This window comes from Caulobacter sp. FW305-C-30-S16, assembly GCF_058783025.1.
On sequence record NZ_JBYSYH010000003.1, the window covers coordinates 107578 to 133816 of the forward strand.

At 69.1% G+C, this 26239-nt stretch carries 23 protein-coding genes and 1 tRNA gene; 9 read left to right on the top strand and 15 right to left on the bottom strand.

Features of this window, described 5'->3' with window-relative positions:
* The first annotated feature begins 70 nt into the window (after nt 1–70).
* The gene (locus AC3WJT_RS12560; RefSeq protein WP_492343465.1) at nt 71–346 is read left to right on the top strand and encodes a sel1 repeat family protein; all 276 of its coding nucleotides are present in this window, start codon (nt 71–73) and stop codon (nt 344–346) included.
* 7 nt (nt 347–353) lie between these two features.
* Here the strand turns inward: AC3WJT_RS12560 and AC3WJT_RS12565 are convergent, their stop codons facing one another.
* The gene (locus AC3WJT_RS12565; RefSeq protein WP_492343466.1) at nt 354–1133 is read right to left on the bottom strand and encodes a polysaccharide biosynthesis/export family protein; all 780 of its coding nucleotides are present in this window, start codon (nt 1131–1133) and stop codon (nt 354–356) included.
* Nucleotides 1134–1220: 87 nt separating this feature from the next.
* Here AC3WJT_RS12565 and AC3WJT_RS12570 point away from each other — a divergent pair, with 87 nt between their 5' ends.
* From AC3WJT_RS12570 to AC3WJT_RS12580, 3 genes are read left to right on the top strand one after another with little or no spacing between them, the layout of a single operon-like run.
* Nucleotides 1221–2723: a GumC family protein gene (locus AC3WJT_RS12570; protein WP_492343467.1), complete on the top strand. Its 1503-nt coding sequence runs from the start codon at nt 1221–1223 to the stop codon at nt 2721–2723.
* A 59-nt stretch (nt 2724–2782) separates the two neighbouring features.
* The gene (locus AC3WJT_RS12575; RefSeq protein WP_492343468.1) at nt 2783–3487 is read left to right on the top strand and encodes a P-loop NTPase family protein; all 705 of its coding nucleotides are present in this window, start codon (nt 2783–2785) and stop codon (nt 3485–3487) included.
* Nucleotides 3484–4737 (top strand): O-antigen ligase family protein, encoded by a 1254-nt coding sequence (locus tag AC3WJT_RS12580; protein ID WP_492343469.1) that lies wholly within the window; start codon nt 3484–3486, stop codon nt 4735–4737. The genes AC3WJT_RS12575 and AC3WJT_RS12580 overlap by 4 nt, the downstream gene beginning before the upstream one ends.
* 10 nt (nt 4738–4747) lie before the next feature.
* Here AC3WJT_RS12580 and hfsH read toward each other — a convergent pair whose 3' ends face one another.
* From hfsH to AC3WJT_RS12600, 4 genes are read right to left on the bottom strand one after another with little or no spacing between them, the layout of a single operon-like run.
* On the bottom strand, nt 4748–5500 hold the full coding sequence (gene hfsH / locus AC3WJT_RS12585) for an oligosaccharide deacetylase HfsH (protein ID WP_492343470.1): 753 nt from the start codon (nt 5498–5500) through the stop codon (nt 4748–4750).
* The gene (gene hfsG, locus AC3WJT_RS12590) at nt 5500–6432 is read right to left on the bottom strand and encodes a polysaccharide biosynthesis protein HfsG (protein WP_492343471.1); all 933 of its coding nucleotides are present in this window, start codon (nt 6430–6432) and stop codon (nt 5500–5502) included. The genes hfsH and hfsG overlap by 1 nt, the downstream gene beginning before the upstream one ends.
* Nucleotides 6429–7877, bottom strand: coding sequence for a polysaccharide biosynthesis protein HfsF (hfsF, locus tag AC3WJT_RS12595; RefSeq protein WP_492343472.1), 1449 nt, complete (start codon nt 7875–7877; stop codon nt 6429–6431). Before hfsF ends, hfsG begins: the two co-directional genes overlap by 4 nt.
* A 4-nt stretch (nt 7878–7881) precedes the next feature.
* Nucleotides 7882–9402 (bottom strand): exopolysaccharide biosynthesis polyprenyl glycosylphosphotransferase, encoded by a 1521-nt coding sequence (locus AC3WJT_RS12600; protein ID WP_492343473.1) that lies wholly within the window; start codon nt 9400–9402, stop codon nt 7882–7884.
* A gap of 178 nt (nt 9403–9580) precedes the next feature.
* On the opposite strand from AC3WJT_RS12600, the gene AC3WJT_RS12605 reads away from it, so the two are divergent.
* The 3 genes from AC3WJT_RS12605 (at nt 9581) to AC3WJT_RS12615 (ending at nt 10946) form a co-directional block, all read left to right on the top strand.
* Nucleotides 9581–9671: transfer RNA gene (locus tag AC3WJT_RS12605), tRNA-Ser, on the top strand.
* A gap of 135 nt (nt 9672–9806) precedes the next feature.
* Nucleotides 9807–10265, top strand: a complete 459-nt coding sequence (locus AC3WJT_RS12610) for a hypothetical protein (RefSeq protein WP_492343474.1) — start codon at nt 9807–9809, stop codon at nt 10263–10265.
* A gap of 6 nt (nt 10266–10271) precedes the next feature.
* Nucleotides 10272–10946, top strand: a complete 675-nt coding sequence (locus tag AC3WJT_RS12615; RefSeq protein WP_492343475.1) for a DNA-3-methyladenine glycosylase I — start codon at nt 10272–10274, stop codon at nt 10944–10946.
* A gap of 30 nt (nt 10947–10976) precedes the next feature.
* Here AC3WJT_RS12615 and AC3WJT_RS12620 read toward each other — a convergent pair whose 3' ends face one another.
* Together AC3WJT_RS12620 and AC3WJT_RS12625 are read right to left on the bottom strand one after the other, a co-directional pair.
* The gene (locus tag AC3WJT_RS12620; protein ID WP_492343476.1) at nt 10977–12599 is read right to left on the bottom strand and encodes a long-chain fatty acid--CoA ligase; all 1623 of its coding nucleotides are present in this window, start codon (nt 12597–12599) and stop codon (nt 10977–10979) included.
* Nucleotides 12600–12657: 58 nt separating this feature from the next.
* Nucleotides 12658–13266 carry a TetR/AcrR family transcriptional regulator gene (locus AC3WJT_RS12625; RefSeq protein WP_492343477.1) on the bottom strand — a complete coding sequence of 203 codons (609 nt, stop codon included), beginning with the start codon at nt 13264–13266 and terminating at the stop codon, nt 12658–12660.
* Nucleotides 13267–13348: 82 nt separating this feature from the next.
* Between AC3WJT_RS12625 and AC3WJT_RS12630 the strand changes: the two genes are divergently transcribed.
* A complete protein-coding gene (locus tag AC3WJT_RS12630; protein WP_492343478.1) occupies nt 13349–14206 on the top strand; it encodes a TauD/TfdA dioxygenase family protein in 858 nt (285 codons plus the stop codon).
* A gap of 182 nt (nt 14207–14388) precedes the next feature.
* Here AC3WJT_RS12630 and AC3WJT_RS12635 read toward each other — a convergent pair whose 3' ends face one another.
* The 8 genes from AC3WJT_RS12635 to AC3WJT_RS12670 all read right to left on the bottom strand — a co-directional run bounded on the left by AC3WJT_RS12635 (nt 14389) and on the right by AC3WJT_RS12670 (nt 23648).
* A complete protein-coding gene (locus AC3WJT_RS12635) occupies nt 14389–15630 on the bottom strand; it encodes an ABC transporter permease (protein WP_492343479.1) in 1242 nt (413 codons plus the stop codon).
* On the bottom strand, nt 15627–16310 hold the full coding sequence (locus tag AC3WJT_RS12640; RefSeq protein WP_492343480.1) for an ABC transporter ATP-binding protein: 684 nt from the start codon (nt 16308–16310) through the stop codon (nt 15627–15629). Before AC3WJT_RS12640 ends, AC3WJT_RS12635 begins: the two co-directional genes overlap by 4 nt.
* Nucleotides 16311–16321: 11 nt before the next feature.
* Nucleotides 16322–17896 (bottom strand): efflux RND transporter periplasmic adaptor subunit, encoded by a 1575-nt coding sequence (locus AC3WJT_RS12645; RefSeq protein ID WP_492343481.1) that lies wholly within the window; start codon nt 17894–17896, stop codon nt 16322–16324.
* Between the two features lie 80 nt (nt 17897–17976).
* Nucleotides 17977–18726 (bottom strand): EF-hand domain-containing protein, encoded by a 750-nt coding sequence (locus tag AC3WJT_RS12650; RefSeq protein ID WP_492343482.1) that lies wholly within the window; start codon nt 18724–18726, stop codon nt 17977–17979.
* A 91-nt stretch (nt 18727–18817) separates the two neighbouring features.
* Complete coding sequence (locus AC3WJT_RS12655; RefSeq protein WP_492343483.1) at nt 18818–20263, bottom strand: ATP-binding protein; 1446 nt, start codon at nt 20261–20263, stop codon at nt 18818–18820.
* Complete coding sequence (locus AC3WJT_RS12660) at nt 20260–21018, bottom strand: response regulator (protein ID WP_492343484.1); 759 nt, start codon at nt 21016–21018, stop codon at nt 20260–20262. The genes AC3WJT_RS12655 and AC3WJT_RS12660 overlap by 4 nt, the downstream gene beginning before the upstream one ends.
* 150 nt (nt 21019–21168) lie before the next feature.
* On the bottom strand, nt 21169–21879 hold the full coding sequence (locus AC3WJT_RS12665; protein ID WP_492343485.1) for an MBL fold metallo-hydrolase: 711 nt from the start codon (nt 21877–21879) through the stop codon (nt 21169–21171).
* Nucleotides 21880–21998: 119 nt separating this feature from the next.
* Nucleotides 21999–23648, bottom strand: coding sequence for an amino acid permease (locus AC3WJT_RS12670; RefSeq protein WP_492343486.1), 1650 nt, complete (start codon nt 23646–23648; stop codon nt 21999–22001).
* 132 nt (nt 23649–23780) lie between these two features.
* Here AC3WJT_RS12670 and hrpB point away from each other — a divergent pair, with 132 nt between their 5' ends.
* On the top strand, nt 23781–26195 hold the full coding sequence (hrpB, locus tag AC3WJT_RS12675; RefSeq protein ID WP_492343487.1) for an ATP-dependent helicase HrpB: 2415 nt from the start codon (nt 23781–23783) through the stop codon (nt 26193–26195).
* Nucleotides 26196–26239: the final 44 nt, after the last annotated feature.

The following is a 26239-nucleotide window of genomic DNA, read 5'->3' on the forward strand; positions in this document are numbered from 1 at the left end:
AGAGGTATTCTTCTGTGCTCATCGGCTTCGGACAGAACGGTCCGGAGAGGGTTTTGAAGGGAAGAAGACCATGCTTGCGAGCGTCGAAATCGAAGCTCCCGCGACCATGCCGCTGCCGGGTCCCGACACGTCGGGCGACGAGCTGTTCCGCATGGGCCTGCTCTATTCGACCGGTCAGGGCGGCGCGCCGCTCGACTACGTGTCGGCCCACATGCTGTTCAATCTCGCGGCCATGCGCGGATCGGTGGAAGCCAAGATCTACCGCAAGGAACTGAGCGCCGAGATGGATCCCGCCGAGGTCGCCGACGCCCAGCGTCAGGCGCGCCAGTGGCTGGCCGCGGGCTGAGCAGATCCTACTGGGACTGGCCGTTCAGCGCGTAGCTGAAGCCCTGGATCGGCGACACGTCGCGGAACCACTGCTGCATGAACAGTCCCGCCTCGGCGATATTCGACCGCGGCACATAGATGATGTCGAACCGGCGCAGCGGCACGAAGTCCGCGCCGGACTGCGCCTTCATCGCGCTTTGCAGGTTCACCGTCCGCATCATCGCCTGGCCGCCGGGCCCGCGACGGATGATCACCACCCGGTCGGTCTTGGCGCTGACCTTGAAGCCGCCGGCCTGGATCACGGCCTGCAGGCTGTTGATGTCGCCGGGCATGTCATAGACGCCGGGCGTGCCGACCTCGCCGCCGACGAACACCTTCAGCGGCGTCGCCACCTTCATTGTCACCGAGACCTGTGGCCGCAGCAGCTGGCTGGCGTAGGCGCGCGAGAGCATCGCCTCCAGTTCAGGCACGGTCCGGTCGGCAGCCATCACCGGCGCGATCAGCGGCATGGTGACGCGACCGTCCGGCTGGATGATGATCCCGGTCTTCGACAGTTCCGGCGCCGAGGGCACCGTGATGTCGATCTGGTCGCCGGGATACAGCCGGTAGTCCGGCTCCTGCTCGCTCCAGTCGGCGTAGCTGATGTTCGGAAACGTCTCGCGCGGCGAACTGTCCGGCCGGGGCGCGGCCGGGCGAGGGGGGCTGCGCCGCCCGTCGCCGAACGGCCACCACGCCTGCGCCGGCGAGCTGACGGCCAGGGCGGCGGTCAGCAGCAGGGCGGTGCGGAACGGGGCGGCTTTGCGCATGGGGCGAAGGTTAACGAGAATGGGTAACGGAGTGTTAATCGCGCTCCGGCGAGGGTCTGGTTCAAGGCCAGAAAGACCCAGAATCGCATGAGCAGCCAGAGCGCATGGAGGACCGTACCGCACGACCAGCCGGCGCGCGCCGACTGGGCCGGCCGTGCGCGCTATGCGCCGAGTGATTTTGTGACGCTGCTCTGGCGCGAACGCGGACTGATGCTGGCGGTGTTCGCCCTGATCTTCGTCCTCGGGCTCGGCTTCGCGGTGACCCTGAAGAAGAGCTACGCGGCCAGTTCCAGCATCCTGATCCAGCTGGGCCAGGAATACGTCTACGAGCCCCGCGCCGGCGACGCCGGGCGAGGCGCGGTGCCCGACACCGACAGCCTGGTCCAGTCCGAGGTCGAAATCCTGCAGAGCGGGCAACTGCGCGAACGTGTCCTGCGCAGGATCGGCCTTGGCGTTGTCTACCCGGACCTGGCCGCGAAGTATGCCTCGGCCTCGCCGGCGGACAAGACGCTGCTGATGTCCAAGGCGATCGAGGGGATGGGCAAGAAGCTCAGCGTCGGCTCCGCGCCGGACAATCCGGTGGTCCGGGTCTCGTTTGAGCACGACGATCCGGTGATGGCCGCGCGGGTGGTGAACACCCTGCTCGAGGAATACCTGATCTACCGTCGCTCGGTGCTTATCCATCCGACCTCGCCGGTGTTCGAGCGTCAGCGGGTGATGTTCGAGGACCAGCTCGACGAGGCGGACGCCGCCTACCAGGATTTCCTGGCCACCAACGATATTGGCGATTTCGCCGCCCAGAAGACCGCCGCGACCCAGCTGATCGGCCAGATCGAGGCCCAGCGCTATGCCGCCGAGGTCACCCTGCAGGACCGTCAGGCCCGGTTGGCCACCCTCGATGCCCAGATGGGCCAGGTTTCTCCCGAGATCGGACTGTTCCGCGATATCGACGCGACGGCCTCGACCCGCCTGGCGGCCCTGCGGCTGCAGCGGGAGGAGCTGCTCTCGCGCTATCGTCCCGATGCCGATCCGGTCCGCGACATCGAGGCGCAGATCGCCCAGCTTGAGGCCGGCGTGGCGTCCGGCCGCACGGCCACCGACGGCGCGCGGCGCATCGGGATCAATCCCGTGCACCAGACCCTGCAAACCGAGCGGATCCAGACCGCGGCCGAAATCGCCGCGCTGCGGCAGTCCCTGACCGCCTATGCCGCGCAATCGGCCAAGGCGACCGAGCAGCTTCAGCGTCTGGCGGCCCTCGAACCGCAGTTTCAGGCGCTGAGCATGGACCGCGATGTCCTGCAGAGCAGTGTGCGCGACTTCACCGTCCGTCAGCGGCAGGACCAGGCGGCGCGTCAGATCGCCTCGGAGACCAACGACAACATCCGCATCGTCGATCGCGCCACGCCGACCACCCAGGGCAAGAGCCTGCGCAAGCCGGTCGTGGTTCTGGCCTTCCTGTTCGGGGCCTTCTCGGCCCTTTGCGCGGGACTGCTGCGGATGTTCCTGCGCCCCGGCCTGCCGACCCGGGCCTCGGCCCAGCGGACGCTCGATCTTCCGGTCCTCGGAACCGCCCCTCTCAAGGCACGCTAGGTCCCTAGAGGCGCGCAATAGTCTACCTTGCGAGGATTGAGCGCGCGGCGATTCGAGCGATGGTGGATTTGAGCGCCGAGATGGCGGAGTTGTGGGCGTCGCTGGGCGGGACGTCGCCTGGACGCGCGCGCGCTGTCCAGTTCGTCGCTGCCCGCCGCGGGGAGGGGACCTCGACCGTCGCCCGCGAGTTCGCCGCCTATGCCGCCAGCCGCGCTGGGCGCACGGTCTGGCTGGTCGATCTTGACCTTTTCACCTCGCCGCAGCACGCCGCCATCGCGGACGCGCCTGAGATGTATGGCTCGCTGGGCAAGGCGGTCGCGGCCACGCCGGCTGACGGTTCGACCTTCTTCACCGTCCAGCCGCCGACCCTGATGCCGGACGGCGCGGCCGCGCCGGACTCCCGCTTTCTTGTCGCCCATGCGGTCGGCCAGCACCGCTGGTGGGTGACGCGCTTCAGGGCTGACGTGCTCAAGGGCAGCCAGAACGTCCACATCCTGCCCAGCGCCGACTACTGGAACGCGCTGAAGCGTCATGCCGACCTGGTCGTCGTCGACTGCCCGTCGGCCGACCGCTCGCAGTCCGCGCTCACCGTCGCGCCGTTTATGGACCAGTCGGTTCTGGTCGTCGCCGCAGACCAGGCCGACGTCCAGGCCCCCGCACGGCTGCGGGACGCGATGCAGGGCGCGGGCGGACGCGTCGCCGGGGTGTTCTTCAACCGCACCCAGGTCGAGACGCCCGGCTTCATGCGGGCCTTCCTGCGGTGACCATTCCCGCAGACGCCTGGACCGTCCGGGAGGCGGAACGGACGGACGCGTGGGACTGGCTGGCGTTCCTGCTCGGCGTGTTCTTCATCCTGGTCTACAGCCAGGGATGGATCGCGCCGATCTTCGGTGTGAAGCTTGATGAAGCCAGTTCCGGCATGATCCGGAACGCCTATCTGCCGGCCTATGCGGCGGGGATCGTGCTGCTGGCCATGGCGCCGGGCGCCACGCTGGCGGCCTTGCTACGGCAGCCTTTCCTGCTGGCGCTGCTCGGGATCGTGGCGCTTTCGACGCTATGGTCGATCGCGCCCGACCAGACCATTCGCCGGATCGTCGCCGTCTACGCCACCACCCTGTGCGGCGTGGTGCTGGCGACCCGGTTCCGCTGGTCGACGATGGCCGAGGTCCTGGCCACCGCCAACGCGGTGCTGGTGATCGGCTCGATCGCCTGGGCGGTGCTGCCGCCGCACAACGGGATCATGACCGAGCTGTTCCCGGGCGCGTGGCGGGGGCTGTGGGTCGAGAAGAACGCCCTGGGCGGCAACATGGCGACGGCCTTCACCGTCTTCGCCGCTGCAGCGCTGCTGGCGCCGCGCCGCCGGGTGCTGTGGTGGATCTTTGCGGGCCTGGCCCTGGCGCTGGTGTTGCTGTCGACGTCGAAGACCTCGCTGGTGTCGCTGATCCTGGGCGCCGGCGCTGTCGGATTTGTCTGGGTGGCGCGGCGAGGCCCGGTCTCGGGCGTCGCGGCGACCTGGGCGGCGGTGCTGGGCGCGCTGCTGATGGCGGCTTTCCTGCTGTTCGCCTCGGACGTCTTTCTCGAGCTGCTCGGCAAGGACGCGACCCTGACCGGCCGGACGAAAATCTGGGACGCGGCGCTGCGGCAGGCCGAGCTGCGCCCCTGGACGGGCTACGGCTATTCTGCGGTCTGGGACGACAAGAGCGGCTGGGGGCCGCTGGCCTGGATCACCAAGGAGGCCGGCTTCAAGGCGAGTCACGCCCACAACGCCTGGATCGAGCAGTGGCTGGGCCTTGGCATCGCCGGCGTCATCGCCTGGGGTCTGTTTTATCTGCAGACGATGGGGGCGGCGATCGCCTCGGTCTTCGGCCGGGCCGGCGCCTACCTGGCCTTGCCGTTCCTGGTGATTTTCTCGCTGCTGACGCTGACCGAGAGCATCGCGGTGACCTACCACGACATCCGCTGGTCGATCTTCGTCGCCCTGGCCGTCAAGCTGTCATGGCCCGGCCGGGAATAGCGCGCCGGCTCTAAAGGCCGAGTCGCTTCGCCCCTTCGGCGGCGGTGACGACGTCGAAGCCACCGGCCTTGGCGGCGTCGGCGATGTAGCCGAGGGCCTCGGGCGTGCAGCCCCAGGGGGAGGGCGTCCGGGCGACGTCGTGTGTGTAGAGGATCAGCCAGGCCTTGCGCTCGGCGGCGCGATCCAGCCAGCGCAGCGCATTCGCCTCACCGTCCGCGCCCTCGATGCCGACTGATGGCAGCTGGTTGGCGTCGGCCCCGTCCTCGACTAGCCCCGCCTGCACCGTACGCAGCGTGCGGTAGCGCCGACCCAGCACCTTCTTGGCCGGGGTGGAGACGTCGCCGTAGGGGTAGGCGAAGCTCTCGGCCGGCGCGGCGCCCCAGGCTTTCAGGGCCGCGGCGTTGCGCTCAACGTCCGCGACGATGGCGTCGGCCGCGGCCTGACCGCAGTCCAGATGGGTGAAGGTGTGGCAGGCGATCTCATGCCCGGCGAGGGCCAGGCGGCGCGCGTCATCGGCCTCGGCATAGACGCCCATCGGTCCCGTCTGCCCTGCGAGCCCGGCTGAAAAGTACCAGGTCCCTCGAATCCCGCGCAACTCCAGCACCTCCGCGCCGGCCTGGGCGGCGGAGGCGGGCGCGTCGTCGAAGCTGAAGGTGATCATCGGCCGGTCGAGCCTGAGGCTGATCCGGCGGCGTTCCGACAGCAGCGCCAGCCGTCGGCGCAGCTTGCCCTTCAGGGACCGGTCGGCGCTGTAGGCTTCCATCAGACCGCCTCTGCGTAGAGGGCGGCGCGATAGAGGCGCAGCGCGAAGGCGCGGGACGCGACGGGCAGGGCGTCACTGAGGGCGAACAGCTTGATCAGCGGCCGCCATAGCCCTCGCATCGGCACATGCTTCAGCAGCCGGGCGACCCGATAGCTGGGGTAGGTCTCGACCACGGCGCGATGGTCGGCGACGACACGGGCGAAATTGGCGGCCGACTGCTCGTACTTGCGCGCCATGACCGGCGCTGTGTCGAGGCCCAGATGGCTGGCGGGTATGTCCGCATGAACGATCGGCCAGAGATCCGCGACGCGGATCGCCCATTCGACGTCCTCCCAGCCCCAGCCGGTAAAGCGTTCGTCGAAGCTTACACTGTCGAACACGTCGCGGCGGACCAGCAGGTTGGCGGTGAACATGTGCTTGGCCGGGTCGCGCGCGCGGTCCGCGGCGCTGACGCAGTCGCTGCGCAGGGCCATGGCGCGATGCAGGGCGTTCTCGCGCGTGCGCGGCGTCTGGTCGAGCGAGAAGCCGCCGAACGCCGCCGCCGGGTCACGGCGGTCGACCAGCGCCAGCCAGTCACCCAGGAAGTGGTCGCTGTCGGGCAGCATGTCGGCGTCGATGAACAGGAAGCGGTCGGCGCGGGCCTGGCGCGCCAGCCGGTTGCGTCCACGGGACCGGCCCTCATTGGCGGCGAGGCGGATGAACCTGGCCGGAAGGCGCATGGCCTCGACGGCCTCGCCGACCCGGGTCGCCAGCGCCGGGTCGCCGGAGCCGTCGTCGAGCACGATCACCTCGACCGGAACGGATTCGCGATCGAGGGCGGCCAGCAGCGCCGTGGGATCGTCGCGCATGAACGGGATCAGCACGGAGAGGCGCGGCGCAGCGCCGGTCCAGGCCGCGTTGTCGGTAATCCACTCGGTCGGTCGGGCGGTCATGTGGCCGCCCTCGCGCGCAGGCCCTGCAGGATGCCGAGACCGCGGCTGCGCAGACCGCCGCCGTCAAGCAGCAGGATCACCGCGCCATAGACCATGCCGCCGACCGTCGCCTTGAGCGCCAGTTCCAGAATGCCGCCGAGGGCCGGAAGCTGCAGAACGACCAGCGCCATGGCCGCACAGGCCGCCGTCGCCCGCCATATGACGTCCAGCGGAACGGGCAGGGGCATGGCCGTGCGTCCGAGCAGCCAGGAACTGACCGCGCCGAGCCCGTAGCTGGCCGCCGTTGACCACATGGCCCCGGCGATGCCGAAGCGCGGAATGAGGATCAGGTTCAGCACCAGGTTGGCCACCGCCGGGATGATCATCGCCGCGAACAGCAGGTGCGTGCGCCGTCCCAGGGTGAAGGCCTGGTGGAAATAGTAGGTGGTCAGGCCGGAGAAGAAGGCGCCGAACGCCACCCATGGCGTGACGTCGGCGGCCCCCTGCGAGAGGGCTTCGCCGATCATCAACTGGGCGAGGGGGCCGGCGACCAGCGCCACGCCGACCGCAGCGGGCAGGGTCAGCAGGACCATGAAGGACATCTGTTCGCGCGCGGTCTCGGCCAGCGCCGCACGGCCGCCGCGCTCCAGCGCCGAGACCATCGCCGGGCCGCCGGCCATGCCGAGCCAGACGAACACCACGTCCAGGGTGCGGTTCGCGAGCGAGTAGCCCGCGTGATAGACGCCAACCGCCTGCTCATCGAGGAAGATCGCCAGCAGGAACCGGTCGGTTGTCGAGATGACCAGCGCCAGGATCAGCGAGAAGGCCACCGGCAGGCCGTAGCTGGCGTAGTCCTGTAGCCGCGCCCTCTGGACATGGCCGCCGCGGGCCAGCCGAAGTTCCTTGGCCAGCGTGAACATCAGGCCGATGACGGCGATGGCGCCGAGGCCGATCATCGGCCCCGCTGCGCCGGCGCCGAGTGTGATCGCCAGCACGCCGATTGCGAAGCCGCCCGCCGTCTGGCCCATGTCCAGCGCCGAGGCGGCCATGACCTCGCCATCGGCGCGGCGGCGCTCCTGGACGATGCGGATCAGGCTGCGGAAGATGATCGAGGCCAGGCCGACGCCGACGGCGATCTTCAGCGCCGGACTGATCGGGGCGAGCCAGACGGCCACGCCGGCGAACGCCGGGAAGACAACCGCGAGCACCGCGAACGCGCGCAGCAGGCTGGCCAGATGGTCGGCGACGTCGCCCTGTTCGACGGCCCGGGCCTGGAAGCGGGCGAGGGCGGCCTCGACCCAGGTGAACAGCGTCGTATGCGCCAGGGTCATCACCGACAGCGCCAGCGCATATCCGCCGTACTGTTCGGGCGTCAGCAGCCGCGTGAAGACCATGATGGTCAGCAGCCCGACGACACCCTGGACGATGTTGGCCGGCAGATACCCGATCAGGCCGCGTCTGAACATCGGCCTAGCGCACCGCGTCCCGGTCGCCGAGCAGGCAGGGGATGGTCATGGCCATGATGTAGAGGTCGAACCAGAAGTTCTGGCGCTCGATGTATTCGATATCCAGCGCGACACGTGTGCGAACCAGTTCCGGCGTATCGACCGGGCCACGCGAGCCGTTGATGGCCGCCCAGCCGGTCATGCCGGGCTTCATGCGGTGGCGGTGGGCGTATTCGGCGACCAGGCGCGCCGACTCGGTCTGGCCGGTCTTCATGCCGACGGCGTGCGGGCGCGGGCCGACCAGGCTCATCTCGCCGGTGAGGACGTTGAACAGTTGCGGCAGCTCGTCGAGACTGGTCTTGCGGATGAAGCGGCCGACGCGCGTGACCCGGTCATCGCCGGCGCGCACCTGCTGGACGGCGGCGAAGTCGGCGGCTTCCGCGCGCATCGAGCGGAACTTCCAGACGAGAATTTCCTCGTTGTTGAAGCCGTGGCGACGCTGGCGGAAGAAGATCGGGCCCGGGCTGTCGAGCTTGATGGCGACCGCCACGGCGACCATCAGCGGCCAGCCGATCGCGAGCGCGGCGGCGCCGACGACCAGATCCTGAACCCGCTTGACCCCCGCGCGCTGAATGTCGGCGGGCTCGCCGGACACCTGCGCCAACTGGGAATCGGCGATCCGCGAGAGCGCGCGCTGGCGACCGCCTTCGCCGCCGGAATCGAGAACCAGGCTGACGTCGTTGGGCAGCACCCGCAGACGGTCGATCAGTTGCCGGATGCGTGGCTGGGCGGACGGGTTCACGGCGATCACGATGCGATCGACGTAGGGCATGATCTTGTGACCGAGCAGGTCGCTGGTGTCGCCGAGCACCGGCACGCCGGCGATTTCCTTCGGGGCGCGCCCCAGGCGATCGTCGAATACGCCGAGCACCGCGACCTCGCGGGTCGCCAACGCCGTCTCGATCAGTTTGCGGGCGGCGTCCGTGGCGCCGACAATGACGATGTTCGGCGTCAGCTTGCCCTGCCGCCGCCAGCCGCTGACGATGTTCCACCACAGGCCGTGCAGCACCAGCAGCGCGACAGATCCGCCGGCGAACCAGACCGCGGTCATCTCCCCGACGCCGGGTCGGAACAGGTCCAGCAGCGCCAACGGCAGGCCGGCCAGGCTGAGGGCCGCGCAAACGCGGATGAAATGGCGGGTGACACCCTCGCTGAGCGCGAAGCCGTAGGTGTCCATCACCCGCAGGCCCCAGACCAGCAGGGTGGCGCTGACCACGAGCGGCAGGGTCTCGCCGAGCGTCAGGTTCAGGAAGCCGTTGACCGCCATGAACCGCGCGACCGTGAGGCTGGCCAGGAGAATGATGGCCGTGTCGATCAGTCGGAAGGTCCGCGTGACGTGCCGCAGTTCGAGGCGGGAACGGACCGGCACGAGGCGGCTCGGCCTGAACGGGCCGCGACGATCGCGCGGATCGACCAGCGGAGGCGTATTCTCGTCAGGCCCGAACTGCGCTTCGAGAACGCGGTGCAGGGCGCGCACGGAGTCCACCCAACCCTCAGCGGACTGGGGTTCCGGCAGGTCGCTTGGGGCAGGTGCGAGCTTCATCCCGACCACTGTCGCACAGGCGACTGAGCGTCCGGTTAACGCGGTTCACCGAAACAGCGCGCAAGCGTCGTTGCGAACCGCGAAGCACTTGGATATGAGGGGCCTCCCGCGAAAGCGGGATGGAGACGTGCCCGAGTGGCCGAAGGGACTCGTTTGCTAAATGAGCGTACCCCAAAAGGGTACCGTGGGTTCGAATCCCACCGTCTCCGCCATTTCCCCTTTCGAACTTTGACCTGACAGTCCCGCCGCGCCCGGCGGGGCCGGATCGGTGAACGGCGATATCCGGGGTAGCCCCGCGGCCCGGCAGGTCGCAGGATGCGGCCAGCGCCTCAACGCCGGAGCCTCTCTTGAAGCAGACCCTTGCCGCCGCCGCCGCCTTCGGTGCGCTCGTCCTGGCCTCGCCGGCCGCGGCGGCGTCCGTTCGACCCTGCGACGGGGTCACCGAGGCGGCGTACAACATCGTCGAGCCGTGGGAAGCCAACAGCCGGACCTTCTATCAGGGCCGGGTGCGCGTGGCCGCGCTCGACACCGGCGGCGAGCCGGCCTGTTGCAGCGCGCATCTGCTGATCGTCTTCTACGCCTCCGACGACCCCGAGAGCTTCACCTGCCGGCTGGTCAGCGACCGGGACCGGACGGGCTTCGCGGGTATCGATTTCAGCACCATCAAGAGCAGCTATGACCCGAGGCACGGCTTGCTGCTGACGTTCGGCTATTCGGTCATGCCGGCCGATGGCGGACCGACGCCGCGACGGGCGACGATGAAGGTGCGGGTCAACGTCCCTGCCGGCGCCGTGACGGTGGAGTAGGCTGAAATGACCCTTAGGTCTTTCGCCGACATCCGCGCCCGCGCGGCGGATCGCAAGGGCGGAGAAGCGGCGCTGGCCGCGCTGCTGCCGACGATGAAGACGGCGGCGGACCTGGCCGCCATCCCGGACGACCGCTGGCTGTCGATGATGAGCCGCTGCGTGTTCCAGGCCGGCTTTTCCTGGAAGGTCGTCGAGAGCAAATGGCCCGGGACCGAGGCGGCCTTCTGGGACTTTTCGCCGGCTCGATGCCGGGCGATGTCGGACGAGGAATTCGACGCCCTGCTCAAGGACCGCCGCATCATCCGCAACGGCGCCAAGGTGCGTTCGGTGCAGAACAATGCGGCCCTTGTCATGGCGTTGGCGGCCGAATACGGCTCGGTCGGCAGGGCCGTCGGCGACTGGCCGGCGGACGACTACATCGGCCTGCTGGACCTGCTGAAGAAGCGCGGCGACCGGCTGGGAGGCGGGGCGGGCATGATGGCCCTGCGCTTCATGGGCCGCGACGGCTGGGTGACCTCGCCGGACATGGTCAGGGCGCTGGCCGCGGAGGGCGTCATCGACGGCTCCGTCGACAGCCAGAAATCCCGCAGGGCGATCCAGGCCGCGTTCAGCCAGTGGTCGGCGGAGGAGGGGCTCCCCTGCGCCCACATCAGCCGCATCCTGGCGATGAGCGTGGATTAGCCGGGGACACGTACCGAAGGTACATGTCCCCTACAGGAGATGCCTGTTCCACGCCGCCCGCAGGGTCTTCTTGTCGATCTTCCCCGTCGCCGTCAGTGGGACCGCCGCGAACACCACGTCGTCCGGCATCCACCATTTCACGATCCGCGGGCGCAGGTAGTCGAGCACCTCCTCGCGGGTGACGGTGCGCCCCTCGTGGGTCTCGATCACCAGCAGCGGCCGCTCCTCCCACTTGGGGTGGGGGATGCCGACCACGGCGGCGATCTTCACGCCGGGACAGGCGACCGCGATGTTCTCGAGATCGATGGAACTGATCCATTCGCCGCCGGTCTTGATCACGTCCTTGGCCCGGTCGGTGATGCGCATGAAGCCGTGTTCGTCGAGGGTGGCGATGTCGCCGGTGTCGAACCAGCCGCCGTCGTCGAGCAGGGCGTCGCCTTCCTTGCGGAAATAGCGCCGGATGGTCCACGGGCCGCGGACCATCAGCGCGCCGCTGGTTTCGCCGTCGCGCGGCGCCTCGCTGCCGTCGTCGAGCATGATCTTCAGCTCGATGCCGAACTGCAGCCGGCCCTGGCGCGTCCAGATGATCTCGTCGACCTCGTTTTCGCCGAGCGCGGCGATCGACGGGGTCGGGGTGGCGACCACGCCCAGCGGGCAGGTCTCGGTCATGCCCCAGATCTGCAGCACCTGGACGCCATGCCTGACCTTGAAGGTCTCGGCCATAGCGCGCGGCACGGCCGACCCGCCGATGATCACCCGTTTCAGGGCGCCGACGTCCTGGCCGGTCTGGGCCAGCCAGTCGAGGTACATGGTCCAGATGGTCGGCACGCCGCCCGAGAAGGTCACGCCTTCGCCGACGATCAGCGCCTGCAGGCTGGCCGGATCCATCTTCTCGGCCGGCAGCACCAGCTTGCAGCCGTTGATCGGGCAGATGAACGGCAGGCCCCAGGCCGTCGCGTGGTAGAGCGACGAACAGGGCATGACCACATCGAACGCCGTCAGCCCGAAGGCGCTGGCCAGGCCCGCCGCCATGCCGTGCAGCACGACGGCCCGATGGCTGTAGAGCACGCCCTTGGGGTCGCCCGTGGTGCCTGAGGTGTAGCAGAGGAAGGCCCCGGCGTTCTCGTCGAAGCTGGGCCAGGCGAAGGCCGCGTCGCTCTCGGAGCTGATCAGGGTTTCGTAGTTCAGGGCGCCGACCGCGCCGGCGTCATGGCTGTCGGCGTCCGACAGCAGGACGAAGGTCTTCACCGTCGTGAACCGGTCGGCCAGCCGCTCGACGAGCGGTGCGAAGGTGCGGTCGTAGAACAGCACCGTGCTTTCGGCATGCTCGAGCACGTAGACGATCTGGTCGTCGAACAGGCGCGGATTGACGGTGTTCAGCACCGCGCCCAGGCCCGGCACGGCGTAGAACAGCTCCAGATGGCGATGGGTGTTCCAGGCGAGGCTGGCGACCCGGTCGCCGGACTTCACGCCCAGTCCCTGCAGCGCGCGCGCCAGTTGTCGCGTCCGCGCCGCCAGACCGGCGTAGTCGTAGCGGTGCACGCGGCCCTCCACGGTCCGGGACACGATCTCGACCCGGCCGTGCGCCGTCTCTGCATGGGTCAGAATTGCGGTCGTCAGGAGCGGGACGTCCTGCATCAGTCCGGGGATCACGGGCGCTTCCTCATGCGTTTTGATTTGACCGCAAAATCCGCCTTCCGGGCCTGTGAAGTCAATCGAGACGGAAGGCTTCGCGGCCAGCGGCGCGGCTTTCGCGTACGATCCGGCCCCACCACCGGATGCGTTCCTCATCGGTGAGGCCGTCGCAGTCCTCCAGCCAGGTGACCATGCTGTCGAGGAACAGGCCGAAAAGGGCGCCGGCGGCCTTTTCCGCCCGCGCCTCGGCGCCGGCCGGCGCGTCGGGGCCCGGCGTGAAGAGCGGCATGGATGTGCGGGCCAGCAGGGACCGCATTCCCGCTTCCCACTCCGGCATGCTGGCGCGGCAGTTCTTGAACACCACCAGGAAAGGGGCAGGGTCCTTGCGGGCGGTCTCCAGCACCTTGCCGACCATCGAGCCGTAGCCCTCCCAGGGCGAATCGAACGCGTCGTCGATGGCTCGCGCCACCCGTTCGAACACCGCTTCGACCAGGGCCTCGCGTGACGGGAACAGGCGATAGAACAGCACCTTCGCCGCTCCGGCCGCGTCGGCGATATCGCGCATGGTGGCCGCGTGCAGCCCCTTGTCGAGGAACACCCTGGCGGCGACGCCGACGTACTCGGCACGGCGTGCGGCGTGGTCCACGCGGGGCTTCTTGCGGGCGGTGGGCGCGGGGGCGGTCATGGAGCGGGGTCTAGCGGATGGATCGGGACTTGCCGAATGAAACTCAGTGGTAACATAATCTGTGACCCCACGGGAGCCTGTCATGAACCAGCTCGTCCGCAGCCTCGTCGTCGAGGACCTCACCATCCTGCCCCTCACGCCGACCATCGGTGCGGAGATCGAGGGTGTCGATCTGACGCGGCCGCTCAGCGACGCGACGGTTTCGGCGCTGCGCCAGGCCCTGCTGGACTGGAAGGTGCTGTTCTTCCGGGACCAGGCGATCGACACCGGGCAACATCTGGCCTTCGCCCGCCGCTTCGGTGAACTGGAGGTGCACCCGTTCGCGCCGCAGAAGCCCGGCTATCCGGAAGTGCTGGCCATCACCCATGACGAGAAGAGCCGCGGCCGCGAGAACACCTGGCACAGCGACGTCACCTGGCGCCTGGAGCCGTCGCTGGGTTCGATCCTGCGCGCCCTCGAGGTCCCGCCGGTGGGCGGCGACACCCTGTTCGCCGATATGTACGCCGCCTATGAGGGTCTGACGGACGAGGTGAAGGCGAGGATCGAGGGCGCCCTGGCGGTGCACGACTTCGAGAACTTCCGGCGCGGCATGCGCAAACGGGGGGTGTCAGAGGCCGAGATTGAGGCCTTCGACAAACTTTATCCCACGGTCGAGCATCCGGTGGTCCGCACCCACCCGGAAACCGGCCGCAAGGCGCTCTACGTCAACGCCGCCTTCACGCGGTTCATCGTCGGCATGGAAAAGGCCGAGAGCGACGCGCTGCTGGCGCATCTCTATGCCCAGGCCGCGATCCCCGAATACCAGTGCCGGTTCCGCTGGGAGAAGAACTCGATCGCCTTCTGGGACAACCGCGCGTCCCAGCACTACGCCGCCAGCGACTATTTCCCGGCCGTGCGGCGGATGGAGCGCGTGACGGTGATCGGAGATCGGCCGCGGTGATGTTGCCTTTTCCCGCAGGGACAAGGTGGCCTGCCCCCGGGCTCGGTCGAAGGCCGACCCGAGGATAGACGCCGCAGGCCGGCTGAGGGATTCGGGACGGGTCCGGCAAATCAGCCGATGCCGTAGCCCCTCACCCTCCCGTCGCATCGCGCCGGGTCCCTCCCTCTCCCTCCGGGAGAGGGTTACTCTCTGCGCAGCGCCTCGATGGGATCCAGCCGCGCGGCTCTCCACGACGGGTAGGCGCCGAACACCAGCCCGACCAGCAGCGAGAAGCCCAGCGAGACCGGGATCGACCAACTGGCGATGGCCACCGGCCAGTCACCCAGCTTCGCCATCAGCATGGCCCCGCTGACGCCGAGCACCAGGCCGATGATCCCGCCCACCACCGACAGGGTGATGGCCTCCAGTGCGAACTGGTAGAGCACGTCGTTTCGCTTCGCGCCGACCGCCATCCGCAGGCCGATTTCCCGCGTTCGCTCGGTCACCGCCACCAGCATGATGTTCATGATCCCGACGCCGCCGACGACAAGCGACACGGCGGCGACGGCGGCCAGCAGGGAGGTGAAGGTCTTCACCGAGGCCTGCATGGCTTCCATGATCGAGGCCATGTTCTGGACGCTGAAGTCGTCTTCGGCGCCCTGGCGAATGCGATGGCGTTCGCGCAGCAGATTGGTCACGTCCTCCTGCAGCCGGTCCATCTCCTCGGCGCTGGCGGCCTTCACGTAGATGGTCTGGACGTTGCTGCCCTGGACCCGTCGGCCGACGACGCGCGAACGCACCGCCTGCAGCGGGCCGAGGACGATGTCGTCCTGGTCCTGGCCAAAGCCGCTCTGGCCCTTGGATGTCAGCAACCCGATGACCTCGAACGGAACGGTGCCGACGCGAATGCGCTTGCCGACCGGGTCGGAGTCCTCACCGAACAGCTCGGTGGCGATGGTTTTGCCGATGACGACGACCTTGCGGCCCTGGCGCGCTTCGGTGTCGTCGAACATGCGACCTGACGCCATGGTGAGGTCACGGGCGGTCAGATAGTCGGGCGTCACACCCTCGACCCGGGTCTGCCAGTTGGCCCCTTCGGCGGTCAGTTGCGCGCCGCCGCGGACCGAGGGGGCGACCGCGACAGCCCCTTCGATCTGGCTGGCCATCGCCTTGGCGTCGTCCTCGGTCAGGGAGTTGCCGGTGCCGGCGCCCTGGCTGACGATGCCGCCGCCCGGGCCGCGCGAGGCGCCCGGCGAAACGATCAGCAGATTGGAGCCGAGGCCGCCGATGGCGCTGGTCACGCGCTGCTGCGCGCCAAGGCCGATCGAGGTCATCATGACCACGGCGGCGACGCCGATGACCACGCCCAGCGAGGTGAGGGCGCTGCGAGTCGGATGGGCGATGATCGCGCGCGCCGCGAACGTGACCAGATCGATGCGTCTCATGACCGCGCGCCTCGCTCGTCGGTGATGATCCGGCCGTCCTCGAAGGTCACCCGGCGCCGGGCCTGGTCGGCCACCTTTGTGTCGTGCGTCACCAGCACCAGGGTCAGACCCTCGGCGTTGAGGTCATGGAACAGGGCGAGGATGTCCTTCCCGGTCTGGCTGTCGAGCGCGCCGGTCGGCTCGTCGGCGAGCAGCAGGTCCGGCGCATTGGCCAGGGCCCGGGCGATGGCGACGCGTTGCTGCTGGCCGCCGGACATCTGGGTCGGCTTGTGACCCGTCCTGGAGCCAAGACCGACCCGCTCGAGCAGGGTCGCGGCCCGGGCGCGCCGCTCCTCGGGCTCCATGCCGGCGTAGACCATCGGCAATTCAACGTTCTGGAGGGCCGTCAGGCGCGGCAACAGCTGGAAGGACTGGAAGACAAAGCCGATCCGGCGATTGCGGAAGTCGGCGAGCGCGTTGTCGTCGAACGCGCCGACGTCCTCGCCTTCGAAGTGGTAGGTGCCGCGGGTGGGGCGATCCAGGCCCCCGAGGATGTTCATCATCGTCGACTTGCCCGACCCCGACGCCCCGATGATGGCCGTGTGCTCGCCACGCGCGATGGTCAGCGAGACGCCGGCCAGGGCGGCCACCGTCTCGTCTCCCATCTGGTAGATCTTCTCCAGATCGCGGATTTCGATCATGGGTCCGGGGCCTACATCCGGACCCGGACGCCGCCGCCCATCGGGCCGCCCTGCGCCGGCTTGGCCTTGGCCTTGGGACCACCGCCGATGATCACCTCGTCGCCGGCCTTCAGCGGGCCGACGATCTGGGTGAATGAGCCATCGGTTGCGCCGACGCGCACGGGAACCGCTACGGGCTTGCCCTCGCGCAGCACATGGACCACGCCCGCCGTCATCCCGCCCCGGCCGCGACCGCCGCCCATGGCGGCCATGCGGGCGCGCAGGGCGACGAGCTTTTCCTTCTGGGCAGGCTTCAGGATCGGTTCGATGCGGGTGAGGACGGTCTGGGTCATCTCGCGCATGGCCTGGCGCCGCGCGGTCGGATCGCCGGACGCCTTCGCAATCGCTTTGGTGCGCTCCTCGGCCATGATGGCTTCCGCCCTGGTCCGCTGGCCGGCGTCTAGATCGAGCTGTTCGAGCAGACGCCCGCCCATGCCGCCGCCCTGGCGCTGGCCGCCGGCCTGCCGCTGCCCGCCGCCCGGAGGGCCGCCTGCGCCGCCCATCATCGGGCCGCCGCCGCCGCTGCTGCGTTGCGCGGTCCCGGGCTGTTGGTCGGGCGGCGTCCAGCGCAGCGCAGCCGCAGGCACCTTGATCACGCCCCGAAGCTGCTGGATCACGATGTCGGCGTTGGCCGTCATGCCCGGCATCAGCTTGCCGCCGGGATTGTCCGCCTGGGCGATGACGATATAGGCGACGACGTTGGAAGCCGTCTCCGGCTGCTTGCGGACCTGGGTGACCACGCCGGTGTAGGTGTCGTCCGGAAAGGCGTCGACGGTGAAGCGGACGGCCTGTCCTTCCTGCACCTGACCGATATCGGCCTCGTCGACGGTGATCTTCACCTCGAGCTTGGACAGGTCGTTGGCGATCTGGAACAGCACCGGCGCCGACAGGCTGGCCGCGACGGTCTGGCCCGGCTCGATCGACCGGCTGATGATGATCCCGTCGATCGGCGCGACGATGCTGGTGCGGCCAAGATCGGTTCGGGTGCTGGCGAGCGCGGCCTGACTCTGGGTCACGCCGGCGCGGGCGGCCTGCACGTTGGCCTGGGCCGACTTCCAGCTCGCCATGGCCGTGTCGAGCGCGGCCTGGGCCATGATGCCCTGATCAAAGAGGATCCTGGTGCGGTTATAGGCGGCGCGGGCCTGCTCGGCCTGGGCCTGGGCCTGGGCGACCTGCGCCTGGTTCGCGGCGATCTGGGCCTGCCCCTGCCGCAGGCGGCTGACGTAGGTCTGGGGATCGAGCGTCGCCAGCAGCTGGCCGGCGCGGACCTGGTCGTTGAAGTCCACCAGCACCTTCAGAATCTGGCCGGAAATCTGCGAGCCGACGTCGACCTGGACCAGGGCCTGCAGCGAGCCGGAGGCCGAGACGGACTTGGTGATGTCGCCCTGCTGGACCTGTTCGGTGCGATAGGGATCCTTTGGCGCCTTGGGCTTTAGCAACTGCCACCCACCCATGGCGACGACCAGCAGACCCAGGGCGGCGAGGGCGTAGATCACCGGGCGTGGCAGGCCCTTTTTGCGGCGCGTCGGGGTGGCGTTCAGGCTCATGGTGTCTCGTAACTGTGGTCGGCGGCAGGCGGCGCTATCTCAATGGCGTTAGCGGTCGCAGGTTGCAGCCTCATTTCAACTCATTGCGGCTTCTTGTTCCGTCGACCGCCTTCCGGCGGCGGCTCGGCCATCGCCTGGGCCGGCGTCTGGGGCAGGTCGCCCGCGAGCAGCCGTCCGTCTCCATCGGTATCGAGCAGGTCGAACCGTCTGCGGGCGGCGACCTGTGCTTCGGCCAGAGTGACCTTGTGATCCAGGTCCGCGTCGGCGCCGCGTACGGGATGGGGCTCGTTGATCACCGAATACTGCGCTGCGCCCTGGCGTCGCGGCGCCATGGGGCGGCCGCGGGGGTACAGCATGCTGGGTTGGCCGAAGGCCTGCTCGGCGCGGGTCGGGGGCAGTCGCAAGGGCATCTGGCCGTCGCTGCGCCGTTCGGGAAGAGGCATGATCCCGGTGATCTCCGGCGCGACGTCGCGCTCGTAGTCGGCGTTCTCGAAGCCGTCGACGACCCTGTCCCTGTCCTTGTCGAGTTGGTCAAAGAAGGCGAGGGCGTCGGCAGAAAACTCCGGCCCGGTCAGAACGCCGTCGTGATCAGCGTCTGCGCGGCTGAACCAGAGCGCGACGGGGTAAGGCGCGCCGGGCTCCGCCCGGAACGGCTCTCCCGACGGGCTGATGAACAGCTGGGCGGGCGGGGGACCCGGCGGCCGGGGAGGCTCGCGTGGGCCGCCGCCCGGGATGCTGATCGGCCCGGTGTACTCCGGCACGGGGAGATCCTGCGCCAGCGCGGGCGTCGCGATCAGAAACAACAGCAGGCTGGCGGCGCGGGCGATCATCAGGGGCTCCAACAGGCGAGGCGAGTCAGGATCACGCACGCCCGTGTCGCCAGTAGGGCCTGTGGTTTGCGCCGCCGCAACACTTGCTGTCTCAGAGCGGCAGGGTCACGCGGGCCGTCAGGCCGCCGCCGGGCCGCGTTATCAGCGCGACGTCGCCGCCATGGGCCCGGGCGATGGAGCGCACAACGGCCAGACCCAGCCCGGCGCCGCCGGTTTCCCGGCTGCGCGAGGGTTCGCCGCGATAGAAGGGCTCGAACACCCGCTCGATGTCTTCAATGGGGATGCCGGGCCCGTCGTCCTGGATCTCGATGACCGCTTCAGCGCCTTCGATGAACACTCTTCCGCGCGCGCGGACACCGTACTTCAAGGCATTCCCGACCAGATTGGCCGCCAGTCTGCGCAGGGCGACCGGGTCGCCCTGTATGACAATCCTTTCGGAGGGCAGGGCGGTGGCGTCGGCGCCGGTTTCGGCGGCCTCGTCCAGAACGCTTTCCACGAGCGAGGAAAGCTCGAGCTTCTCGCGTGGTCCGGCCAGCGTCGCATCGCGGACGAACCCGAGCGTGGCCGAGATCATCGCGTCCATCTGGTCGATGTCGGCGGCCAGTTTCGCGCGGATGTCGTCGGGCGTCGCCTCGATCCGGAACCGCAGGCGCGTCAGTGGCGTGCGCAGGTCGTGGGCGATGGCGCCGACCATCGCGGTGCGGTCCTCGACATAGCGCCGCAGCCGCTCCTGCATCCGGTTGAAGGCCTCGGCCGCGGCGTGAACCTCGCTGGATCCGCCGAGCTCGAGGGGCGGCGCGCGCGGATCCCGTCCCAGGCGCTCGGCCGCGGTGGCGAACGCGGCGATCGGCGCGGCCAGCCGGCGCGCGAACAGCCAGGCCAGGGGTGCGATGGCGACGATCGAGATCAGCAGGGTGATCAGGATATGCCCCTGCCATGAGCTGGCCTGGAATGACGGCTTTGGCCGAACGACCAGCCACTGCCCGTCGCTCTGCTGCACGCCGATCTTGAAGGGCGCGAAGACTACGCGTTCGTCGGATCTCAGCAGACCAACGGGGCCGCCTGGACCTGCGAGGCGGCCAGGACCACCCGGCGGCGGGCGAAGGTCTCTCATGCCTCCCGGCGGCGGCGGGCCGCGATGGATTCGCACCTCAAAGGTGCTCTCGACCTGTCGTGCTCGCGTGAACATCCGCCGCGGGCCGTCCGTCTCGATCACGATCCGTGACGGCTCGACCTGCAGGCTTTCGGCCAGACTCCGGCGAACCTCCTCGCGCCAGCGAAGGCCCCGCGGCAGCAGGGACCGCTCGCGCGGCGGGATTGCCTGTCGCCGGACGACGAGCGGGCGGGCGTCGACGACCGGCGTCACTCCGGGGACGCGCGCGGCCCTGGCGATGTCGGACAGCCGGTAGATCTCGGGCGGCGGTGGCGGCAGGTTCAGCAGCACCGCCGTCGAGATCGCCGGCACGGCGACCACACAGACGATGACCAGCCCGAGCACCTGCAGGAACAGCGGCGCGCCGCGCCAGGGAGTCTTCATGACGAACGGCTGACCTTGGGCGAGAACATGTAGCCCTCGCTGCGGATGGTGCGGATGATCTCGACGCCGCTGTCATTGTCCAGCTTGCGGCGCAGGCGGCTGATCTGGACGTCGATGGCGCGGTCATAGGCCTCGGTGTCCGGGCCGCGCGCCATGTCGAGCAGCTGGTCGCGGGTCAGCACCCGCTGCGGTCGCTCGACGAAGGCCCGCAGCAGCGAGAACTCGCCGCTGGACAGGTTGACGATCACACCCTGCGGCGAGCGCAGTTCGCGCCGGACCAGGTCCAGCCGCCAGCCGGCGAACTCACAGGTGGCGCCCATGGACTCGCCGGCCGCGCGGGGCTCCTGGCGGCGTCGCAGCACGGCGCGGACGCGGGCCAGCAGTTCCCGTGGATTGCAGGGCTTGGGCAGATAGTCGTCGGCGCCGAGCTCGAGGCCGACGATACGGTCGGTCTCCTCGCCCATGGCCGACAGCATCACGATGCCCGGGCCTCCGGGGTTGCCGGTCAGTCGCCGACAGATCGACAGGCCGTCCTCGCCGGGCATCATCACGTCCAGCACGATAAGGTCGGCCGGCGTGCGCTGCAGCGCCAGATCCATGCTGCGGGCGTCGGAGGCCTGATCCACCCGGTAGCCGTGTCGGGTCAGGAAGTCGGCGATCACCTCGCGGATGCCCGGATCGTCATCGACGATCAGGATCCGGGCTCCGGGATCTTCGGGGACGCTGTGGGCGGTCTTGTCCAATACGAGCTCCATTGCGCCTTCATGCCAATCGCACATGGCGGGCGAATTTCAGAGCTGCAACACGGGGGGACATGTACCGCAGGTACGTGTCCCCTAAACCAACCGCCGCTGAACCTCGATTGGGGGACACGTACCTGCGGTACATGTCCCCGATCCCCGCGCCTAGCTGTAGCGTTTGGGAACGCCTTCCAGCTCCGGAAGGCTGCCGGCCTCGACGCCCAGGGCGATATCGGAGACGAACGGATTGGCCTTCCGCTCGAAGCCGAAGGTGCTCATCGGGCCGTGGCCGGGCACGAAGGCGACGTCGTCGCCCAGCGGCCAGAGCTTCAGCGTGATCGAGTCGATCAGCTGCTGGTGATTGCCGCGCGGAAAGTCCGTCCGGCCGATCGAGCCCTTGAACAGCACGTCGCCGACCTGGGCGAAGCGCGCCTCGCGGTGGAAGAATACTACATGGCCCGGCGTGTGGCCCGGGCAGTGGATGACCTCGAATTCGGTCTCACCGAGCGTGACGGTGTCGCCGTCGCCCAGCCAGCGATCCGGAGTGAAGGCCTCAGCGCCCGGGATGCCGTACCTCGCGCCGGACTCCGGGATCTGCTCGATCCAGAACTGGTCGTCGGGGTGAGGGCCTTCGATGGGCGCGCCCGTGAGGGCCTTCAACTCCGCCGTGCCCCCGGCGTGGTCCATGTGGCCGTGGGTGATCCAGATCTTCTCGACCGTAAGGCCTTGCTGGGTGATGGCGGCCATCAGCCGCGGAATCTCGCCGCCCGGATCGATCACTGCGGCCTTCTTCGTCTTCTCGCACCAGACGACCGTGCAGTTCTGCTGCAGCGGCGTTACCGGGGCGATGATCGCCTTGATCGGGGAAGTGGTCACGAAAGCTCCTGGGTCGGCTCGCCCATATGATCGGTGTTCAGGCGTCCGGAATAAAGGGGCGCTGACGAAAAAGGCCCGGGATTGCTCCCGGGCCTTTCCGCATTTGGTGAGCGGAGACGTCAGTCCTTGATGTCGTCGACGCCACGGCCCATGGCCTCGGCAGGGCTCGACATCGAGGTGTCCTCGGTGATGTCGATGCCCTTCGCCAGCTTCGAATTCCAGAAGCCGTAGACGACGTAGATGATCGCGCCGATCACGGCATAACCGCCCAGCAGCATCAGCGGCAGAGGGTTGTCGTCCATCGCGTGCTGGATCATCGGTTTGAAGTTCTGCCAGGCCAGGAACAGGCAGGCGAGAATGCCGGCCACGGCCGTGGCGATGCCGCCCGGCACCTTGAACGGCCGGGGCAGTTCAGGGTGCTTGATCCGCAGGTAGATCACCGAGAGGCAGACGATCGAGAAGGCGACCGCCGTGCCCAGCGAGACGAGGTCGCCGAGCAGGCTGATCGGCAGGAACGAGGCTGCCACCGCGATCAGGACGCCGAGCAGGATGGTGCCCATCCACGGCGTGCGGAACTTCGGGTGAATGGCCGCGAACACCTTCGGGAGAAGGCCGTCGCGCGCCATGGTGTAGAAGATCCGGGTCTGGCCGTAGACCAGCACCAGCATCACCGAGCTGAGGCCGGTGATCGCGCCCACCTTGATCATCATGCTGATCAGGTTGAGCTTGCCGCCCTCGACGCCGGCGAACGGAACGTCCGCCCAGGTCAGGGCCATCCGGTCGATCGCGACCGCGATCGGCGCGGGGCTGGCGAGTTCCTTGTAGGGGACGACGCCCGTCATCACCGCCGCGACGGCCATGTAGATCAGCGTGCAGAGGATGAGCGCGCCGAGAATGCCGATCGGCACGTCCTTGCTGGGGTTCTTGGCTTCCGCCGCCGCCGTCGAGACCGCTTCGAAGCCGACGTAGGCGAAGAAGATGATCGCCGCCCCGCGGAAGATGCCGCCGACGCCGAACTCGCCGGGCTGGCCGGTCGCTTCGGGAATGAAGGGGTGCCAGTTGGCCGGGTTGATGTAGCTGACGCCCACCGCGATGAACGTGAACAGCACGATCAGCTTGATGAGCACGATCACGTTGTTGACGTTGGCCGATTCACTGACGCCGAGCACGAGCAGGATGCTCACCATGGCGATGCCGATGGCGGCGATAATGTTGAGGCCGCCGGTCATCTGGAAGCTGACCTTGCCGGCCTCATCCGCGACCGCCTGGATCAGCGGCGTGCCCCACTGGGGCACATCCTGACCACCTACAGCTATCATCGGTAGTCCTATCCCGAAGTCGTGCAGCATGCTGACGACATAGCCGGACCAGCCGACGGCGACGGTGGAGGCGGCGATGCCGTACTCCAGCACCAGCAGCCAGCCCATGATCCAGGCGAAAACCTCGCCCAGGGTGCCGTAGGCGTAGGTATAGGCCGAGCCGGACACCGGCATGGTCGAGGCCAGCTCTGCGTAGCACAGCCCGGCGAGGGCGCAGGCGATGCCGGCGACCACGAAGGACAGCATGATGGCCGGGCCGGCGTTGGCCGAGGCCACCTGGCCGGTGAGCACGAAGATGCCGGCGCCGATGATCGCCCCGACGCCAAGGCTGACGAGGTTGATGGGCCCCAGGGTGCGTTTGAGCTCGCTCTTGGCGGCTTCCTTCTGGATGCTCGCGATGGACTTCTTCAGAAAGAACCGGTTCCCGCGTTTCGCGGTATCTGCGGACATGTCGTCTCGCTCCCCCAATGGCCGACGACCCCCGTCGGCGCAGTTAACAGGTCGCGGACGTTAGCAGCTAAGTGGTGTCGCGCAACGGCTTACGGTGACGAGGGGCTTTGGACGCACTAGGACTGCCCCTTCATGCTGCCGATTGAGGAAATCCTGCCCCGCCTGGGCGATGCGCTGGCCGAGGGCCATTGCGCGGTGCTGGTCGCCCCGCCGGGCGCCGGCAAGACCACGCGCGTGCCGTTGTTCCTCAAGGACCAGGCCTGGGCGGCCGGCGGCAAGCTGATCGTGCTGGAACCCCGCCGGCTGGCGGCCCGGGCGGCGGCGGCCCGAATGGCCTCCACCCTGGGCGAGGCGGTCGGGGAGACCGTCGGCTTCCGGGTGCGGCTGCAGTCGAAGGTCTCGGCGCGAACCCGCATCGAGGTGGTCACCGAGGGCGTCTTCACCCGGATGATCCAGGACGATCCGGGCCTGGACGGCGTCGCGGCGGTGCTGTTCGACGAGTTCCACGAACGGAGTCTGGACGCCGACCTGGGCCTGGCTCTGGCCCGCGACAGCCAGTTGCTGCTGCGCGAAGATCTGCGGCTGCTGGTCATGTCCGCGACGCTTGACGGCGCGGCGGTGGCGCGGCTGCTGGGCGACGCGCCGGTGATCGAGAGTCAGGGCCGCGCCTTTCCGGTCGACACCCGTTACCTCGGCCGGGATCCGGCGAAGCGGCTGGACGAACAGGCCGCGCGCGCCGTGGAAAAGGCCCTGGCGGAGGAAGTCGGCAGCCTGCTGGTGTTCCTGCCGGGGCAGGGCGAGATCCTGCGCACCCGCGACCTGCTGGCCGAGAGGATGCGTCGGACCGACGTCGATCTCGCTCCGCTCTTTGGCGCCATGGATCCCGCCGACCAGGATCGCGCGATCAGCCCGTCCCCGCCCGGACGTCGCAAGGTGGTGCTGGCCACGTCCATCGCCGAGACCAGCCTGACCATCGAGGGCGTGCGGGTGGTGATCGACGCCGGGCAGGCGCGCGTGCCCCACTTCGATCCGGCCAGCGGCCTGACGCGGCTGGAGACGGTCCGCGTCTCGCGCGCCGCGGCGGACCAGCGGCGGGGCCGGGCGGGTCGCACCGAGCCCGGCGTCTGCTACCGCCTGTGGGACGAGGCGGAGACGCGCGCGCTCGTTCCGTTCGCCCGGCCGGAGATCCTCGAGACCGATCTGTCGGGCCTGGCGCTCGATCTGGCGCGCTGGGGCGCTCGGGATGCGTCGACGCTGGCATTTCTGGACGCGCCGCCGAGCGCGGCTTTCGCTGAGGCGCGGGCGCTGCTGGAGCGGTTGCAGGCGCTGGACGGCCAGGGCGGGCTGACCGCTCACGGCAAGCTGCTGGCCGCCATGCCGTTGCCGCCGAGGCTGGCCCACATGGTGGTTCGGGGAGCGGCCGGCGGCCAGGCGATGCTGGCGGCGAAGATCGCGGCGCTGCTGACCGAGCGCGGGCTCGGCGGGCGGGACACGCATCTGTCGCACAGGCTAGAAGCCTTCGACCGCGATCGCGGCCCCCGCGCCCGCGACGCCCGCCAGCTCGCCGAACGCTGGGCCCGCGCCGCCGGAACGCCGCCGAAGCAGCCGCCGCTGGACGAGGCCCTGCTGCTGGCCGAGGCCTTCCCGGAGCGGATCGCGAAGGCGCGGGGATCAACGGGCGAATTCCAGCTGGCGACCGGGCGCGGCGCCCATGTCGAGCCGACCGATGTGCTGGCCCGCGAAAAGTGGATCGCCATCGGCGACCTCGGCGGCGGGGCCACCCGCGATCGCATCTCGCTCGCCGCCCCGCTCGATGAAGCCGCCCTGCGCGAGGCGTTTTCCGACCGGCTGGTCACAGAGGACCGGCTGGAGGTCGAGGCTGACGGCAAGGTCCGCGGCCGGCGGCTGCTGAAGCTGGACCGTCTGACCGTCGAGGACCGGCGGATCGAGAAGCCCGACCCGGCGATGATCGCGGCGGCGCTGCTCGGCGAGGTCCGTCGCAAGGGCCTCGGCGCGCTTCCGATGGCTGGCGCCGGGCCGCTGCGCGCCCGGCTTGCCTTCCTCGGCGAGCCTCTGGCGGACGAGTCCTTGCTGGACAGGCTCGACGACTGGCTCGCCCCGCTACTCAGGAGCAGGACCAGTCTCGCGCAACTCACCGAGGGCCAGGTGGCCGATGCGATCCGCAGTCTGATCCCCTGGGACGTCCAGCGTCGGCTCGACGCGGAGGTCCCGACGCGCTTTACGGCGCCGACCGGCAACAGCTTCGCCATCGACTACGCCGCCGAGGGCGGGCCGAAGGTCGAGGTGCGGGTCGGGGAACTCTACGGCCTGTCGGTTCACCCAACCGTCGCCGGGACGCCCCTGACCTTCAGCCTGCTGTCGCCTGGTCACAAGCCGATCCAGACCACGAAGGACATTCCGGGCTTCTGGAAGGGCTCCTGGGCGGACGTGCGCAAGGACATGCGCGGCCGCTATCCCAAACATGTCTGGCCGGAGGATCCTGCGGCGGCCGCGCCGGTGACAAGGGCCAAGCCGCGGGGAACCTGATCTGGGGGTATCACTCGCTGGCGCCGGCGGCCGGCCATGGTCAT

Coding starts and splice junctions, on each gene's coding strand:
- AC3WJT_RS12625 (WP_492343477.1), bottom strand. CDS start 13,266: ATGACCGCCCCCGCGCCCACCGCCCGCAAGAAGCCCCGCGTGGACCAC.
- AC3WJT_RS12630 (WP_492343478.1), top strand. CDS start 13,349: ATGAACCAGCTCGTCCGCAGCCTCGTCGTCGAGGACCTCACCATCCTG.
- AC3WJT_RS12635 (WP_492343479.1), bottom strand. CDS start 15,630: ATGAGACGCATCGATCTGGTCACGTTCGCGGCGCGCGCGATCATCGCC.
- AC3WJT_RS12615 (WP_492343475.1), top strand. CDS start 10,272: ATGACCCTTAGGTCTTTCGCCGACATCCGCGCCCGCGCGGCGGATCGC.
- hfsF (WP_492343472.1), bottom strand. CDS start 7,877: ATGTTCAGACGCGGCCTGATCGGGTATCTGCCGGCCAACATCGTCCAG.
- AC3WJT_RS12670 (WP_492343486.1), bottom strand. CDS start 23,648: ATGTCCGCAGATACCGCGAAACGCGGGAACCGGTTCTTTCTGAAGAAG.
- hfsH (WP_492343470.1), bottom strand. CDS start 5,500: ATGGAAGCCTACAGCGCCGACCGGTCCCTGAAGGGCAAGCTGCGCCGA.
- AC3WJT_RS12570 (WP_492343467.1), top strand. CDS start 1,221: ATGAGCAGCCAGAGCGCATGGAGGACCGTACCGCACGACCAGCCGGCG.
- AC3WJT_RS12650 (WP_492343482.1), bottom strand. CDS start 18,726: ATGATCGCCCGCGCCGCCAGCCTGCTGTTGTTTCTGATCGCGACGCCC.
- AC3WJT_RS12640 (WP_492343480.1), bottom strand. CDS start 16,310: ATGATCGAAATCCGCGATCTGGAGAAGATCTACCAGATGGGAGACGAG.
- AC3WJT_RS12560 (WP_492343465.1), top strand. CDS start 71: ATGCTTGCGAGCGTCGAAATCGAAGCTCCCGCGACCATGCCGCTGCCG.
- hfsG (WP_492343471.1), bottom strand. CDS start 6,432: ATGACCGCCCGACCGACCGAGTGGATTACCGACAACGCGGCCTGGACC.
- AC3WJT_RS12575 (WP_492343468.1), top strand. CDS start 2,783: ATGGTGGATTTGAGCGCCGAGATGGCGGAGTTGTGGGCGTCGCTGGGC.
- AC3WJT_RS12655 (WP_492343483.1), bottom strand. CDS start 20,263: ATGAAGACTCCCTGGCGCGGCGCGCCGCTGTTCCTGCAGGTGCTCGGG.
- AC3WJT_RS12660 (WP_492343484.1), bottom strand. CDS start 21,018: ATGGAGCTCGTATTGGACAAGACCGCCCACAGCGTCCCCGAAGATCCC.
- hrpB (WP_492343487.1), top strand. CDS start 23,781: ATGCTGCCGATTGAGGAAATCCTGCCCCGCCTGGGCGATGCGCTGGCC.
- AC3WJT_RS12565 (WP_492343466.1), bottom strand. CDS start 1,133: ATGCGCAAAGCCGCCCCGTTCCGCACCGCCCTGCTGCTGACCGCCGCC.
- AC3WJT_RS12645 (WP_492343481.1), bottom strand. CDS start 17,896: ATGAGCCTGAACGCCACCCCGACGCGCCGCAAAAAGGGCCTGCCACGC.